The sequence below is a fragment of the Bradyrhizobium sp. genome (genome assembly GCF_017881085.1).
Classification (GTDB): Bacteria; Pseudomonadota; Alphaproteobacteria; order Rhizobiales; family Xanthobacteraceae; genus Bradyrhizobium.
This window is the reverse complement of record NZ_JADGRI010000108.1, coordinates 1-15,317: the sequence shown is the minus strand read 5'-3', so window position 1 is coordinate 15,317 and position 15,317 is coordinate 1. Positions and strand designations below refer to the sequence as shown.

The window sequence follows — 15,317 nt, the reverse complement described above, 5'->3', positions numbered from 1 at the left end:
TTCCGGCCGTCGTTCTTCCCGTTCACCGAGCCGTCGCTCGAGGTCGACATCCAGTGCCGGCGCGACAAGGGCGAGATCCGCTTCGGCGAAGGCGAGGACTGGCTGGAGATTCTCGGCTGCGGCATGGTGCATCCGAACGTGCTGCGCGCCTGCAACATCGATCCCGACGTCTATCAGGGCTTTGCCTGGGGCATGGGCATCGACCGCATCGCGATGCTGAAATACGGCATGTCTGACTTGCGCCAGCTGTTCGAGAGCGACGTGCGCTGGCTCAGCCATTACGGCTTCAAGCCGCTCGACGTCCCGACGCTGGCCGGAGGGCTGAGTTCGTGACCCTGAGCGTCGTTCCCGAAAAATACCGCAGCCTGCGTTCGTTCGCGTTCGGCGACAGCCCTGCGCTGGCCGACGAACTGCTCGACCTCGTCCTCAAGGGCGTCAAGACCGCGACTTGCAGCACCGCGGATGAGCCGAACACCTCGACACAAGGCGAACGCTGGATCGTGCTCGACGGGCGCGGACTGCCCCGATGCGTGATCGAATCGACCGAGGTCACCTATCGCCGCTTCGACGATGTCGACGCGGCCTTTGCCCATGACGAGGGAGAAGGCGACCGCAGCCTCGCCTACTGGCGCGAGGCGCATCGCCGATATTTCGGACGGCAGGGAAAATTCAGCGAAGGCATGATGCTGATGTGCGAACGTTTTCGTCTGGTCGAGATCCTTGCAGACCACAGAGTGGCATCATGAAATTCACGCTCTCCTGGCTGAAGGAGCATCTCGACACCGACGAGCCCCTGGAAAAGCTCGCCGACAAGCTCACCATGATCGGGCTTGAGGTCGAGAACATCGAGGACAAGGCAAGGGCGCTGGCGCCGTTCACCATCGCGCGGGTGATTTCGGCCGAGCAGCATCCCAATGCGGATCGCCTGCGTGTCTGCATGGTCGATACCGGCGACGGGGGCGCGCCGGTGCAGGTCGTGTGCGGCGCGCCGAACGCGCGTGCAGGCCTTATCAGCGTGTTCTCGCCGCCCGGCACCTTCATCCCCGGCAAGAACATCACGCTCGGCGTCGGCACCATCCGGGGCGTCGAGAGCCGCGGCATGCTGTGCTCGGCGGCCGAATTGCAGATATCCGAAGATCACGACGGCATCATGGAGCTGCCGGCCGACGCGCCGATTGGCGCGGGCTACACGCAATGGGCCGGGCTCGGCGATCCCATGCTCGAAATCAACCTGACGCCGAACCGACAGGATTGCACCGGCGTGCACGGCATCGCCCGCGATCTCGCCGCCGCCGACATGGGCAGGTTCAAGGACCCCGCGATCAAACCGGTCAAGGGCGAATTCCCCTGTCCGGTGAAGGTCACGGTCGAGGACGCCAGGCTGTGTCCGGGGTTTGCCTTGCGGCTGGTGCGCGGCGTCAACAACGGCCCGTCGCCGGAATGGCTGCAGAAGCGGCTGACCTCGATCGGGCTTAGGCCCATCAACGCGCTGGTCGATATCACCAACTTCATGACCTACGACCGCGCCCGGCCGCTGCATGTGTTCGATGCGAAAAAAGTGAAGGGCAATCTGACGGTCCGCCGCGCGCGCGATGGCGAGAGCCTGCTGGCGCTCGACGGCCGTACCTACACGCTCGACAGCGGCGTCTGCGTGATCGCGGACGATCACGGCGTTGAATCGCTCGCCGGCATCATGGGCGGCGAGGCTTCCGGCTGCGACGCGAACACCACCGACGTCTTGATCGAATCCGCGCTGTGGAACGAGATCAACATCGCGCAAACCGGCCGCAAGCTCGGCATCAATTCGGACGCGCGCTATCGCTTCGAGCGCGGCGTCGATCCGTCCTTCATGGTGCCGGGTCTCGAGATGGCGACGAGGCTGGTGATGGAGCTGTGCGGCGGCACGCCGTCGGAAAACGTCGTGGTGGGCAAAACCTTCGCCGACGATCGCGTCGTCGATTTTCCACTGACCGAAGTCAAGCGCCTCGCCGGCATCGACGTGCCGCTTCCGGAGATGAAACTCATTTTGGGTCGTCTCGGCTTCATGATGGCCGGCCCCGGCCCCGTGGTGAAGGTCGCGGTCCCCTCCTGGCGCACGGACGTGCACGGCAAGGCCGATATCGTCGAGGAGATCGTGCGCATCGTCGGCGTCGACAAGGTGCCGATGACGCCGTTCGAGCGCGGCGATGCGCCGCGCAAGCCGATCCTGACCACCATCCAGCTGCGCACCCGCCGCGCCAAGCGCGCGCTGGCCGCGCGCGGCATGGTCGAGGCTGTGACGTGGTCGTTTATCGCCAAACCCGCAGCCGAACTGTTCGGCGGCGGCCAGCCCGAGCTCGCGCTTGCCAATCCAATTGCGGCTGACCTGTCCGACATGCGGCCGAGCCTGCTGCCGGGCCTGGTCGCCGCCGCGCAGGCGAATGCCGACCGCGGCTTTCCGGACGTGGCGCTGTTCGAAGTTGGCCAGGTGTTCAAAGGCGACCGGCCGCAGGACCAGTTCGTCGCGGCCGCGGGCGTTCGCCACGGCTTTGCCTCGTCGAAGGGGACCGGACGGCATTGGTCCGGTTCGGCCGCAGCCGATGCGCTCGATGCCAAGGCGGATGCGTTCGCGGTGCTGTCGGCTGCCGGCGCGCCGATGCAGGCGTTGCAGGTTGTGCCCGGCGGCCCTAGCTGGCTGCATCCCGGACGTTCCGGCACCATCCAGATCGGCCCGCAAAACGTGCTCGGCTATTTCGGCGAGCTGCATCCGCGCGCGCTGGAAGCGCTGCGCGCCGACGGCCCATTGATCGCGTTCGAGGTGATCCTCGACCGCATTCCCGCCGCCAAGCAACGGCCGACCCGCGCCAAGCCGGTGCTCGAACTGTCGCCGTTCCAGCCGGTATCACGCGACTTTGCCTTCATTGTCGATCGCAGCGTCAGGGCGGGCGACATCGTGCGCGCGGCGCAAGGCGTCGACAAGAAGCTGATCACCGATGTCAGCGTGTTCGACGTCTACGAAGGCAAGGGCATCGAGGACGGCAAGAAATCGATCGCGATCGCGGTGACGATCCAGCCGCGCGAGAAGACCATGACCGATCAGGAGATCGACGCGGTCGGCGCCAAGATCGTGGCCGAAGTGGCGAAGAAGACCGGCGGCGTGCTGCGGGCATGATGCCGAAAAGTGTGAAGCGGTTTTCGGATCACATCATGCCCCAAATAAAAGCATGATGGCCGGGTTCGGCCTCATCCCCGCGGATATCAGCACCAGCATCGCCCTCGCCGTCTGCGCGATCGCCTTCGTGTCGGGAACGGCGCGGGGATTTTCCGGCTTCGGCTCGGCGCTGATCTTCATGCCGCTGGCGAGCAGTCTTGCGGCGCCGCGCCTGGTCGCAGCCCTCTTGCTCATCATCGATTTCGTCGCCGCCGCGCCGCTCCTTCCCAATGCCTGGATACAGGCGGACCGCAAGGCGACCGCGGTGATGGTGTCGGGCGCTTTGGTCGGCGTTCCCATCGGAACGTATTTTCTCAGCCGGCTCGATCCGGTGGCGACGCGCTGGATCATCTCCGGCTTCGTGTTCGCGCTGTTGATGCTGCTGCTGTCGGGCTGGCGCTATCGCGGCAAGGATCATCCCGCACTGTCGGTCGGTATCGGCGGCCTGTCCGGCTTTTGCAGCGGGCTGGCGCAGACCGGTGGGCCGCCGATCGTCGGCTATTGGTTGGGCCGGCCGCTTCCTCCGGTGATCGCACGCGCCAACATCCTGTTGTTCTTCGGCGCCTCGGATTTCTTTTCGCTGGTCAGCTATTCTCTGACCGGCCTGATCACCGCCGACGCCATTCGATTTTCGTTGCTGGTCGGCCCGGTCTATGGCATCGGCGTCTGGTCCGGCGCCCAACTGTTCGGCCGCGCCAGCGAAAAGCTGTTTCGCGGCATCTGCTACGCCCTGATCGCGGCCGCGGTGATGGTCGGCCTGCCGGCGCTGGATGCCGTGCTGCGCTAGGCGCCACTCTCCATCACCAGATCGCAATAGCCATAACCGTCGCGTTCGACGCGCTCTCCTGTCGTGACCGGGAGGGGCCGGGAGAAGATCGGCCCCGCCACCACGCAGGTGTGAAACTCGCCGTTCTCGCCGCAGGGGTCGACGCCGTCGGGCAGATCGGCCAGCAATTGCGCATCAAATTTGCGCCCGGCGAACTCCGCCGGCAATTTCCCGAGATCGACGGTGGCGAGATAGGCCTCAAGGCCGCTGTCGATCATGGCATGCGCCAGCGGCAAGGTCGGCCGATCCCACAGCGGAAACACCGGCGTGATGCCGGTGCCGGCGAGTTTCTGTTCGCGATAGGCGCGGATATCGGTGAGGAACAGATCGCCAAAGATGATGTGGGTGATGCCTTCCCGCACCGCGCGCGCGACCTCCGCACCCATGCGCGCCTCGTAAATCTCGTTCGGACAGGGATAGGGGATCGGCACGATCCGCGGCGGCAGTCCCGCGGCCGCAAGTTGCGCCTGCAGAATCTCCTGCCGCACGCCGTGGATCGATACCCGGTCGAATGTCTCGGTCACCGTCGTCAGCGCGCCGACCACCTCGAATTCGCCGGCGCGCCGCACTTCATGCAGCGAGAACGCGCTGTCCTTGCCGCTCGACCACGAAATCAGCGCCTTGGGCCGGTCCTGTTTCAATTGATTGGTGCTCCCGGCGCAGCGTGGCGACGGCGCTTCGCTACCGGCGCCGGCGACGCTACGGGTTCCTCTTTGAGCGCGCCGATCTTGCGCAGCGCCGCTTCCGCCGCGCGTTCGCCGCTTTCCCAGGCGCCGTCGACTGTCCCCCACAGCGTTTCGTGGGTCGCTTCGCCGGCGAGGAAGAGGCAGCCGACCGGTTCGGCGAGGATTTTTCGCGACGGCTGCCCGCCGGGTGCAGCCACCGACATCGCGCCGAGCGCGAACGGCGCCGCATTCCAGCGGGTTGCACTCGATTTCTTGATGGTGGAGACGGCGTCACTGCCGAACAGCTTGGTCAGCCATTCCACCGCAAAGGCGACCATCGCCTTTTCGCCCTGCGCCGAGAGTTCACGGCCGAAGGAACCTGCGACATCGATCGAACACAGCGACGATCCCCCGATATTGGCGAGCAGCAGCGCGGTTCGCGTCGAATTGCTCTGCTCGATGAGGACGTCGTTGCGCTCGAGGCCGAGCGGATTGCCCGGCAATAGCAGCGCGATGCGATCGTAGCTGCCGAGGCCCAGTTTCGCCGCGGCGTCGAGCTGGCGCTTCGGCAGATCGGGGGTGAATTTGATATTGCCCGCCGTCAGCACATCGCTCGACACCGTGATCACGGCGGCGCGGGCGGCGATCTTGCCGGCCGGCGTCTCCACCGTGACATCGCGGCCGCTCCAGGCAATGCGGCCGGCCGGCGTCGACAGCGCCAGCGGGACCTGCTCGCCGAGCTTTGCGATCAGCGTGCCCAGCCCCTGGCGGCAGGCGATCGCGCCATTGCGATCCCCGGCGCGGACCTTGTCGATCACGGAGACATCTTTCAGGTCCTTGCCGGTGGCGTTGGCGCCGAGCACGAATTCCGCGGTGCCGGCCCAGTCGCCGAGATCCTTCGGCAGTGCCGAAGCGCAGGAGATATCGGCCTTGCCGCGCGCGGCCTCGTCAATGGCGCGGTTGGCGCGCACCAGCGCCGCCAGGAATTCCTCGGTTTCCCCGGCGCGCGCGTTACGGCGGCCGACTCGGACCTTCTGGCCGAGGGATGCGGCGGAAATATCGAGCCCGGCGCCGCGGGCGAGCCTGATCACTGGGTTGGTGTCGGGATTGTGCAGCCAGCGCGCGCCGCGATCGAACGGCGCGTCGAAGGTCGTGGTATCGGTGAGGCAGCGGCCGCCGATCTGGCTCGAAGCCTCCACCACGATCACCTTGCGGTTCGCCGCCTGGATGCGCCGCGCCGCAGCGATGCCGGCGGCGCCCGCGCCGATCACGACAATATCGGCCTCGCGCGGCAACGCCGCCGCAAAGGCGCGCCCGCCGAGCACCGGCGCCGACGCAAAGCCTGCGGCCGCCGAAAGAAAGTCGCGGCGCGTCATTGTCATGTCATGGTTTCCGGAACTTTGAAAATCAGCAGAACCTTTCGCGAACTTGCCGCATCCGGGCGGGCGCGGCAACCATCATGGTGAATCAATCATGATTGATCCATCTCAGGCATGAACCGAATTGCAACGGCTTTCGACCATGATAAGGAAGGACAAAAAGCGGCCGTAAAGGCCGTTAGGGGGGATTTTCAACATGGGCCTCGTGCTCGATACCGTCGGCAAGCTGATCGCGAGCTACCTTCAGAAGGAGGTTCCCGGTTACGAGCCGTTCACGCCCAGCGATCCCGAGCATCTGCGCGGCGTCATCGACCAAGGCGACGTGCTGCTGGTCGAGGGCAACAGCCGGGTTTCCGGCATCATCAAATACCTGACGCAGTCCACCTGGTCGCATGCCGCGCTCTATGTCGGCCCGATCGACGGCGCCGAAGAGCCCGACGGCGAGCCGCATGTCCTGATCGAGGCCAATATCGGCGAAGGCGTGACGTCGGCGCCGCTGTCGAAATATTTTCCCTATCACACGCGGCTGTGCCGCCCGGTCGGCCTGTCGTTCGAAGACCGGCACATGGTGTGCCGCTATGCCATCAACCGGATCGGCTTCGGCTACGACACCAAGAACATCCTCGATCTGATGCGCTATCTGTTCCCGCTGCCTATCCCGCAGCGCTGGCGGCGGCGGATGATCGCATTCGGCTCCGGCGATCCCACCAAGATCATCTGCTCGGCGCTGATCGCGCAGGCGTTCGACGCCGTGCGCTATCCGATTCTGCCCAAGATCACCCGCGCCGGCTCCAGGCAGGCCCGGCGTGAAATCCTGCACATCCGCGATTCCTCGCTCTACATGCCGCGCGATTTCGACATCTCGCCCTATTTCGAAATCGTCAAACCCACCATCGTGCAAGGCTTCGACTACACGGCCCTGCACTGGGCCGACAAGCAGAAGCCGCTCCGGGAGGTAGCGGGCGAATTCGGACCGTTTCCAGAAACGATCCAGTCGCCGCCGCTTGTTCCTGAAGAGATTGACGAAGAGACGCCGGTTCCGGCTCAAGAAGTGACATCATCGGCCGCCGGGCAGCCGGCGCTGGTCGAGCACATCACCGTGTCGGAGCATTTCATGCGCGTCGAATATTTTCCGGAGCGCCGCGCCCGGCCGCGCCCGCGGAATTCGGAGTTCGCGGCGTAGGGCGTCAACCCGCATCAATGCGGCCGGGCGCAGCCTTCATACATGTAGGTCATTGGCCGCGGTCCGGGGATATAGCCGGTCTCGATGCGGTCAATGCGAAAACCCGCGCCTTCGATCATCGCGCTGATGGGGCGGTTGAGGTGACAGCCGCCGGCGATAGCGCGCCAGGCCGGCGTCAGCCGGTCCTGCCAGCGCCGCACGCTCTCGTCGGGCGCCTGGCCGTGCTCGACGAACAACAGCTTGCCGGCCGGCCGCAGGACGCGTCGGATCTCCGCGAGCGCCATGTCGGCGTGCGGGATCGAGCACATGGTCCAGGTGGTGACGATGGTATCGACGCTGTGGTCGCCGAGCGGAATGGCCTCGGCGGATGCCTCGAGAAAGCTGACCGGCATGATGGTCCCGCGCGATGCGTTTTGAGCCATGGCTACCAGCTTCGCCGCCGGTTCGAGCGCCAGCACCTCCCGTACCGGCGGTCGATAGAACGGCAGGTTCAGTCCCGAGCCGACCCCGATCTCGAGCACCCGGCCTTCCGCCGCGCCGATCACCCGTTCGCGAATCGGCAGCAGCAGCTTGTTGCGCATCGCAAGATCGCACAGCCGCGGCAGGATGACGTCGCTGTAAAAGCCCATTGCGCACTCCCGGATGTATTCAGCGAATATGGACATGGAACTGCGGCCCGACAGCCGCCATCCCTTCACATCTCATCCGGCGGCCTCCGGAATGGCTCGGCTGTCGACACGGTCTTCGTCCCACTGCCGAAAACCTTTGACCAACCCGTAGATCGCCGGGATCACGATCAGCGTCAACAGGGTCGACGAGATCATGCCGCCGATCATCGGCACCGCGATCCGCTGCATGATTTCGGAACCGGTGCCGGTGCTCCACATGATCGGCAGCAGGCCTGCCATGATGGCGACCACCGTCATCATCTTCGGCCGCACCCGCTCGACCGCGCCTTCCATGATGGCGTCGTAGAGATCGCGCCGGGTCAGCGCGCGGCCTTCGGCCTTGCGTCTCGCCTCGATCTGCGTCAGCGCATGGTTGAGATAGATCAGCATCACCACGCCGGTTTCGGCGGCGACGCCGGCGAGCGCGATGAAGCCGACGACCACGGCCACGGAAAGATTGAAACCGAGCCACCACATCAGCCAGATCCCGCCGACCAGCGCAAACGGCAGCGAGAGCATCACGATCATGGTGTCGGTGAAGGAGCGAAAGTTGAGATAGAGCAGCAGAAAAATGATCGCGAGCGTCACGGGCACCACGATCTTCAGCCGCGCCGCGGCGCGTTCGAGATATTCGTATTGTCCGCTCCAGACCACATAGGAGCCGGCCGGGAACTGGATGCTCGCCTTCACCGCCGCCTGCGCGTCGGCGACATAGCCGCCGAGATCGCGATCCCTGATGTCGACATAGATGTAGACGGCGAGCTGGCCGTTCTCGGTGCGAATCGAGGTCGGACCGCGCGAGGGAGCGACTTTTGCGACCTCTCCCAGAGGCACCGCGCCGCCGTTCGGCAGCGGCACCAGAACGTCGCTGGCGATGGCCTGTGGATTGCTGCGGAGATCGCGGGGATAACGCATGTTGACGGAAAAGCGCTGGCGGCCCTCCACCGTGGTGGTTACGGTCTGGCCGCCAAGCGCGGTCGCGATGACGTCCTGGACGTCCTGAATCATGATGCCGTAGCGCGCCAGCGCCGCACGGTCCGGCGTCACGTCAAGGTAATAGCCGCCGAGCGCGCGTTCGGCATAGGCCGACGACGTTCCCGGCACGGCCTTGATAACCTGCTCGACCTGTTTGGCCAGTCTGTCGATCTCGACCAGATCGGTGCCGATTACCTTGACCCCGACCGGCGTGCGGATGCCGGTCGAGAGCATGTCGATGCGCGACTTGATCGGCATGGTCCAGGCGTTGGAGACGCCGGGAAATTGCAGCGCGCGGTCCATCTCCGCGGTGAGGCTTTCGGTCGTCACCCCCGGCCGCCATTCCGCTTTCGGCTTCAAATTGATGATGGTCTCGAACATCTCCGACGGCGCCGGATCGGTGGCGGTGGAGGCGCGGCCGGCCTTGCCGTAGACGGATGAGACCTCAGGGAATGACCGGATGATCCGGTCCTGGGTCTGCAGCAATTCGGCCGCCTTGGTCACGGAAATGCCGGGCAGGGTGGTCGGCATATAGAGCAGCGTGCCTTCGTTGAGGCTCGGCATGAACTCGGTGCCCAATTGCCGCGCCGGCCACACCGTCACCGCAAGAATGGCTAATGAGGCGAGAATCACCAGCACCTTGGCGCGCATTACGCCCGCGATCACGGGTCGATAGATCCAGATCAGGAAGCGGTTGATCGGATTCCTGTGCTCGGGAACGATGCGGCCGCGGACGCAGACCACCATCAGCGCCGGCACCAGCGTGACCGACAACAGCGCGGCCGCCGCCATCGAAAACGTCTTGGTGAAGGCGAGCGGGCTGAACAACCGCCCTTCCTGCGATTCCAGGGTGAAGATCGGCATGAAGGAGACGGTGATGATCAGCAGGCTGAAGAACAGCGCCGGCCCGACCTCGGACGCCGCCTCGATCAGCACGGCGACCCGGGATTGCCCCGGCTCGGCCCGCTCGAGGTGCTTGTGAGCGTTCTCGATCATGACGATCGCCGCATCGATCATGGCGCCAATGGCGATCGCGATGCCGCCGAGGCTCATGATGTTGGCGCCCAGCCCGAGCAGTTTCATGGTGCCGAACGCCATGAGGATGCCGACCGGCAGCATGACGATCGCCACCAGCGCGCTCCGGAAATGCAGGAGGAAGACGATGCAGACCAGCGCCACCACCAGACTTTCCTCGAGCAGCGTGTGCTTGAGGGTCTCGATCGCCGCGTTGATCAGGTTGGAGCGGTCATAAACCGCGACGATCTCGACCGAGCCCGGCAGGCTGCTGGCGATTTCCTTGAAGCGTTTCTTCACATTCTCGATCACATCGAGCGCATTGACGCCGAAGCGCTGCAGCACGATGCCGCTCGCCACTTCGCCCTCGCCGTTCAGTTCGGTGATGCCGCGCCGCTCGTCCGGCCCCAGCTCGACGCGCGCGATGTCGCGCAGCAGCACCGGCGTTCCGTTGCTGGTCTTCAGCACGATACTGCCGAGGTCGTTGATGCCTTTCAGATAGCCCTTGCCGCGGATGACATACTCGAACTCCGAGAGTTCGACGGTGCGGCCGCCGACATCGGCGTTGCTGGCGCGGATCGCATCGCGCATCTTCTGCATGGTGATACCTAGGTCGCGCATCCGCTGCGGATCGAGGATGACATTGTATTGCTTGACGAAGCCGCCGACGCTGGCCACTTCCGCAACGCCTTCGGCTTTGGCCAAGGCAAACTTCAGGTTCCAGTCCTGGATGGTGCGCGTGTCCGAGAGATTCAACTCCTTGGACATGACGGCGTACTGGTAGACCCAGCCGACGCCTGTCGCGTCGGGGCCCATGGTCGGCGTCACGCCTGCCGGCAGCCGCGACGCCGCGCTGTTGAGGAATTCCAGCACCCGAGAGCGGGCCCAGTAGATGTCGGTGCCATCCTCGAAGATGACATAGACGAACGACACGCCGAAGAACGAAAATCCCCGCACCACTTTCGAGCGAGGCACCGTCAGCATCGCGGTCGTCAGGGGATAGGTGACCTGATCCTCGATCACCTGCGGCGCCTGACCCGGATATTCCGTGTAGACGATCACCTGGGTATCGCTGAGATCCGGGATGGCGTCGAGCGGCAGATGCGACAGCGCGTAGATGCCGGCCGCGGCGGCGAAGCCGGCGCCGAAAAACACCAGCATCAGGTTGCGCGCCGACCAGGCGATGAGGCGGGCGATCATGGCTTTTCTCCCGCATCCGAGAATCCCTTCAGCGCTGCCTTCAGATTGCTTTCGGCGTCGATCAGGAAGTTGGCGGCGACGACGACGGGTTCGCCTTCGGCAACGCCCTCGCGTATCTCGACATAGCCGCCGCCGCGATGGCCGAGCTTGACGTCGCGCGGCTCAAAACGGCCCTGGCCCCTGTCGACGAACACCGCCTGGCGGCTGCCGGTATCCAGCACGGCGCTCTCGGGAACCGCGAGCACGGCTTGCGGGCTGCCGGTGTCGATCTCGGCATCGACAAACATATCCGGAAGCAACGCAAAATCCGGATTGGACAGTTCGATCCGGACGCGCGCGGTGCGGGTGTCCTTATTCAGCTGCGGATAGATCACGCTGACGTTGCCGGCAAATTCGCGGCCCGGATAGCTTCGCGCGCGCACGGTGACGGGCTGGCCGACCGAGACCGCGCCGAGGTCGCGCTCGGCGACGTCGATCACGGCCCATACGACCGAAGTGTCCGCGACCCGGAACAGCACATCGCCGGGCTGCGCGCGCATACCCTCGATCGCATTGCGTTCGAGCACGACGCCGTCGCGCGGCGCCGACCATTCGATCGCGATCGGGACGTTGCCGCTTTTTTCCATGGCCGCGATCACGGCGTCGGGAACGTCGAGGTTTTGCAATCGCTGCCGCGAGCCGCGCCCATAGGCGACGCTTCCGCCGGTGGTCTTCGAGTTGATGGTGGCGACGTATTCGGCCGCCGCCGAGGAAATCAGCGGGCTGTAGATCTCCATCAGGGGCTGGCCCTTTGTCACCCTGGTGCCCGTGGTCACGTTGGTGACTTTCTGGACCCAGCTTTCCGATCTCATCGAGATGACGGAGACCCGTCGTTCGTCGAGCTGAACGGTGCCGGGGGCCCGGATCGCCGTGCGGATGACGCGAGGTGCCGCAGGCTCTGACTTGACGCCGGTGCGCTGGATCTTTCCCGGCGACAGTTTGACCGACCCGTCGTCGGAATCATCGCCCTCATAGACCGGGATGTAGTCCATCCCCATCGGATCCTTCTTCGGGGTTGGCGAGGTGTCAGGCAGCCCCATCGGGTTGCGGTAGAATTTTATCTTGCGGTCTGTCGCCACGGTCGTTGCAGGAGCAGCCACCGGTTCGTCTTCGAAGCTGAGGTCGGCGCTGGCCGGCACGGCCTTGTAGTCCCTGCCGTCCGGCGTCTTTTTCGGCGTCGGCGAATAAAGCGGGCGCCCGTCCGGATCCTGATAATAGATCGGCTCGTCGCTGGCCTGCGCCGCCGCCGGCGATACCAGCGCCACGCTCGCTGTATCAGTCGTTTGAAGGTGCCCGCGGACACCGATGAATCCGCCAGCCGCCGCCGCTGTCACAGCGGCGAGGATGACAGCCGCGAGAATGGCGCGTTTCATTTCTGCGCCGTGATGACGAGCTTGCTTTCGACCGTGCCGGTCTCGCCCTGCACCTTGGCGCCGAGCGAGAGCAGCCATTTGCCTTCCATGCCGAAGGCCGCCTTGAAGCGGTAGCTGCCCGGCTCTCCGCCCGGCTCGCGCACGATCTTGGTGGCCATCTCCGGCATGCCTTCCGGCCCCATGTCGAGACGGGTCGCAAAGATCACGGCGTCAGGCACCGGCTTTCCGGTCTTCTTGTTGACGAGCTGGACGGTGACGATCTTGTCCTTGCCGACAGCGACGGTCGGCTCGACCAGCTTGAATTCATAGTCCTTGATATCGGCCAGCGCGACATGCGTGGAACCGACCACGGCCATGCCGATAAGCGCGGCCTGGAACGCGCGCGCGAGTTTGAACGTCTTCATTGAAAAATCCTCTGATGTCGTGGTCCTGCCGCAAGGCGGCATGCGTCGATTCCCGCGCGGATCAGACCGCGCGGCAGCAAACGGCGCTGTGGCGCCGTTCAGACCAGACTTCGAGGCGGGTGTTCGGGCGGCGGGTGGCCGAAGCCATCCGGCCGGGCATCATTGCGCTGGAGCGTAACGTGATCGGACACGACCGGAAACGGATGGGAGATGCCTGCCGACATGCCGGCGAAACATACCGACCCGCAGGCCGCCATGAAAACGCACTTGTCGCAATCAACCGGCACTGGAGCGTTCGACGGACAGCACGGCATCTCGTCCATCGTATCCGCCGACATTTCGGACGAGGACATTTCCGGCGAAGTCATCTGAGAGGGCGTCATCTCATCCGCCATCGCCTGCGTGGGACCTTGCGAGGACGTCGCCGCCATCACCGGCCGCGAAACCGGAGCCAACGCAAGGCCTGCGATCATCAGGATCGCGAGCAATCGGCGTATGGCGAAGTTGCGTTTCACGGGCGTTAAGGTCTCATGAAATTGCGGCGAAGGAAAGTTTTGCCTCGACGCTATGGAATTCTGTCCGACCGGCATTGATCGGTATCAAACTGCCAAACCCGGCTTAAGCCTAGGTTACCGGTCGGATCGGCCGATAACCGCCATCAATTCCGCTATTTTTTCCCGCTGGTCGGTCTTGTTGCCGGTTGTGATCGCGTGCTCGACGCAATGCGCCACGTGATCCCTGAGTACTTCTTCCTCGACGCGTCGGAGCGCCGCCCGCACCGCTGATATCTGGGTGACGATATCGATGCAGTAGCGGTCCTCGTCGACCATCTTGGCCAGGCCGCGAACCTGGCCTTCGATCCGGCTGAGGCGCTTTTGGCACGACGTCTTGATGTCTTTTCGCATGCCGCCTATATACCCCTACAGGGTATAGGTTTCAAGTGGCCGGTGGAGAACGCGATGACCGAAGTGGAAACAACGGATCCGGACGGTGCCTCAAAGGGTTCCGGCTGCGGCTGCTCGTCCAAAACCACGGCCGCTACGCCCGCGGAGACGGCAAAGTCCGGCTGTTGCGGCGGCGGCCACGATCACTCCCACCGTGGCCGTGGCGACCATCATGCCGGCGGTGATGCGAAAGTTCGCGATCCCGTCTGCGGAATGTCGGTCGATCCCGCGACAAGCAAGCACCGGTTCGACCATGGCGGCGAGACCTATCATTTCTGCTCGGCCGGCTGCCGGACCAAGTTCGCTGCCGACCCGCAGGCTTATCTCGACAAGAGAGAGCCGAAAGCCGCCGTGCCGGAAGGCACGATCTATACCTGCCCGATGCATCCGCAGATCCGCCAGGTTGGCCCTGGAAGCTGCCCGATCTGCGGCATGGCGCTGGAGCCCGAGGTAGCGAGCCTGGATGCGCCGCCCAATCCCGAACTTGCCGACATGACACGGCGCCTCTGGATCGGCCTCGTGCTGGCGCTGCCCGCGGTTGTCCTCGAAATGGGTGGTCACCTTGTCGGGGGCCATGGCTGGGTCGACCAGAGCCTGTCGAACTGGATCCAGCTGGTGTTCGCCACCCCGGTCGTGCTCTGGGCCGGCTGGCCGTTCTTCGTGCGCGGATGGCAGTCACTGCTGACGCGCAATCTCAACATGTTCACGCTGATCGCGATGGGCACGGGTGTGGCCTATGTCTACAGCGTCGTCGGGACTGTCCTGCCGGAGAGTTTTCCGGCAACCTTCCGCGGCCACGGCGGTGCGGTTGCGGTTTACTTCGAAGCGGCCGCGGTCATCACGGTCCTCGTCCTTCTTGGTCAAGTGCTCGAACTTCGCGCGCGCGAGGCGACATCCGGCGCGATCAAGGCCCTGCTCGAGCTGGCGCCCAAAACCGCGCGCCGTATCGGCGATGACGGCGCCGACCACGAGGTGCAGATTGACAGCCTGGTGGTAGGCGACAGATTACGGGTCCGGCCGGGAGAAAAGGTCCCGGTGGACGGCGTCATTCTTGAAGGCCGCTCCTCGCTCGATGAATCCCTGGTGACCGGCGAATCCATGCCCGTCACCAAGGAGGCCGGCGGCAAGGTGATCGCGGGCACGCTCAATCAATCCGGCGGATTCGTGATGCGCGCCGAGAAGGTCGGACGCGACACGCTGCTTTCCCAGATCGTCAAGATGGTCGCGGAGGCGCAGCGCTCGCGGGCGCCGATCCAGCGGCTGGCCGATCAGGTCGCCGGCTGGTTCGTGCCGACCGTGATCGTCGTTGCAGCGATCGCTTTTGGCGCCTGGGCCTGGTTTGGGCCGGAACCCCGGATGGCCTTCGGGCTGGTTGCGGCCGTCAGCGTGCTCATCATCGCCTGTCCCTGTGCACTCGGCCTCGCCACGCCGATGTCGATCATGGTCGGCGTCGGCCG

13 protein-coding genes and 1 pseudogene are annotated in these 15,317 nt (G+C 64.8%); 7 read left to right on the top strand and 7 right to left on the bottom strand.

What is annotated here, in order from left to right; all coding sequences use genetic code 11:
- From QZ213_RS12655 to QZ213_RS12640, 4 genes and pseudogenes are all read left to right on the top strand, one after another.
- Positions 1-333, top strand: a pseudogene (locus QZ213_RS12655) (phenylalanine--tRNA ligase subunit alpha); the annotation flags it as partial.
- 2 nt (positions 334-335) lie between these two features.
- Complete coding sequence (locus tag QZ213_RS12650) at positions 336-746, top strand: ASCH domain-containing protein (RefSeq protein ID WP_291686412.1); 411 nt, start codon at positions 336-338, stop codon at positions 744-746.
- Complete coding sequence (gene pheT, locus QZ213_RS12645) at positions 743-3,151, top strand: phenylalanine--tRNA ligase subunit beta (protein ID WP_291686411.1); 2,409 nt, start codon at positions 743-745, stop codon at positions 3,149-3,151. The genes QZ213_RS12650 and pheT overlap by 4 nt, the downstream gene beginning before the upstream one ends.
- Before the next feature lie 55 nt (positions 3,152-3,206).
- Positions 3,207-3,977, top strand: a complete 771-nt coding sequence (locus QZ213_RS12640; RefSeq protein ID WP_291686410.1) for a sulfite exporter TauE/SafE family protein — start codon at positions 3,207-3,209, stop codon at positions 3,975-3,977.
- Here the strand turns inward: QZ213_RS12640 and QZ213_RS12635 are convergent.
- Positions 3,974-4,657, bottom strand: a complete 684-nt coding sequence (locus QZ213_RS12635) for an adenine nucleotide alpha hydrolase (protein WP_291686409.1) — start codon at positions 4,655-4,657, stop codon at positions 3,974-3,976. The genes QZ213_RS12640 and QZ213_RS12635 overlap by 4 nt on opposite strands.
- Positions 4,654-6,063, bottom strand: coding sequence for an NAD(P)/FAD-dependent oxidoreductase (locus QZ213_RS12630; protein ID WP_291686408.1), 1,410 nt, complete (start codon positions 6,061-6,063; stop codon positions 4,654-4,656). The genes QZ213_RS12635 and QZ213_RS12630 overlap by 4 nt, the downstream gene beginning before the upstream one ends.
- Positions 6,064-6,256: 193 nt before the next feature.
- On the opposite strand from QZ213_RS12630, the gene QZ213_RS12625 reads away from it, so the two are divergent.
- Entirely contained in the window at positions 6,257-7,243 is a 987-nt protein-coding gene (locus QZ213_RS12625; protein WP_291686407.1) for a YiiX/YebB-like N1pC/P60 family cysteine hydrolase, read from the top strand.
- A 14-nt stretch (positions 7,244-7,257) separates the two neighbouring features.
- Here the strand turns inward: QZ213_RS12625 and QZ213_RS12620 are convergent, their stop codons facing one another.
- From QZ213_RS12620 to QZ213_RS12605, 4 genes are all read right to left on the bottom strand, one after another.
- The gene (locus QZ213_RS12620) at positions 7,258-7,872 is read right to left on the bottom strand and encodes a class I SAM-dependent methyltransferase (RefSeq protein WP_291686406.1); all 615 of its coding nucleotides are present in this window, start codon (positions 7,870-7,872) and stop codon (positions 7,258-7,260) included.
- Between the two features lie 72 nt (positions 7,873-7,944).
- Positions 7,945-11,100, bottom strand: coding sequence for a CusA/CzcA family heavy metal efflux RND transporter (locus tag QZ213_RS12615; RefSeq protein ID WP_291686405.1), 3,156 nt, complete (start codon positions 11,098-11,100; stop codon positions 7,945-7,947).
- Positions 11,097-12,512 (bottom strand): efflux RND transporter periplasmic adaptor subunit, encoded by a 1,416-nt coding sequence (locus QZ213_RS12610; protein ID WP_291686404.1) that lies wholly within the window; start codon positions 12,510-12,512, stop codon positions 11,097-11,099. The genes QZ213_RS12615 and QZ213_RS12610 overlap by 4 nt, the downstream gene beginning before the upstream one ends.
- Entirely contained in the window at positions 12,509-12,916 is a 408-nt protein-coding gene (locus QZ213_RS12605; RefSeq protein ID WP_291686403.1) for a FixH family protein, read from the bottom strand. The genes QZ213_RS12610 and QZ213_RS12605 overlap by 4 nt, the downstream gene beginning before the upstream one ends.
- 210 nt (positions 12,917-13,126) lie before the next feature.
- Between QZ213_RS12605 and QZ213_RS12600 the strand changes: the two genes are divergently transcribed.
- Positions 13,127-13,288, top strand: a complete 162-nt coding sequence (locus QZ213_RS12600; protein WP_291686402.1) for a hypothetical protein — start codon at positions 13,127-13,129, stop codon at positions 13,286-13,288.
- A gap of 257 nt (positions 13,289-13,545) precedes the next feature.
- Here QZ213_RS12600 and QZ213_RS12595 read toward each other — a convergent pair whose 3' ends face one another.
- A complete protein-coding gene (locus QZ213_RS12595; RefSeq protein WP_291686401.1) occupies positions 13,546-13,821 on the bottom strand; it encodes a metal-sensitive transcriptional regulator in 276 nt (91 codons plus the stop codon).
- Between the two features lie 54 nt (positions 13,822-13,875).
- On the opposite strand from QZ213_RS12595, the gene QZ213_RS12590 reads away from it, so the two are divergent.
- Positions 13,876-15,317: HAD-IC family P-type ATPase (locus QZ213_RS12590; RefSeq protein WP_291686400.1), on the top strand; the 1,442-nt coding region annotated here is incomplete at its 3' end.

Excerpts from the sequence above, each read along its gene's own strand:
- pheT (WP_291686411.1), top strand. The coding sequence starts at position 743 with ATGAAATTCACGCTCTCCTGGCTGAAGGAGCATCTCGACACCGACGAG.
- QZ213_RS12640 (WP_291686410.1), top strand. The coding sequence starts at position 3,207 with ATGGCCGGGTTCGGCCTCATCCCCGCGGATATCAGCACCAGCATCGCC.
- QZ213_RS12630 (WP_291686408.1), bottom strand. The coding sequence starts at position 6,063 with ATGACAATGACGCGCCGCGACTTTCTTTCGGCGGCCGCAGGCTTTGCG.
- QZ213_RS12625 (WP_291686407.1), top strand. The coding sequence starts at position 6,257 with ATGGGCCTCGTGCTCGATACCGTCGGCAAGCTGATCGCGAGCTACCTT.
- QZ213_RS12620 (WP_291686406.1), bottom strand. The coding sequence starts at position 7,872 with ATGGGCTTTTACAGCGACGTCATCCTGCCGCGGCTGTGCGATCTTGCG.
- QZ213_RS12615 (WP_291686405.1), bottom strand. The coding sequence starts at position 11,100 with ATGATCGCCCGCCTCATCGCCTGGTCGGCGCGCAACCTGATGCTGGTG.
- QZ213_RS12610 (WP_291686404.1), bottom strand. The coding sequence starts at position 12,512 with ATGAAACGCGCCATTCTCGCGGCTGTCATCCTCGCCGCTGTGACAGCG.
- QZ213_RS12605 (WP_291686403.1), bottom strand. The coding sequence starts at position 12,916 with ATGAAGACGTTCAAACTCGCGCGCGCGTTCCAGGCCGCGCTTATCGGC.
- QZ213_RS12600 (WP_291686402.1), top strand. The coding sequence starts at position 13,127 with ATGCCTGCCGACATGCCGGCGAAACATACCGACCCGCAGGCCGCCATG.
- QZ213_RS12595 (WP_291686401.1), bottom strand. The coding sequence starts at position 13,821 with ATGCGAAAAGACATCAAGACGTCGTGCCAAAAGCGCCTCAGCCGGATC.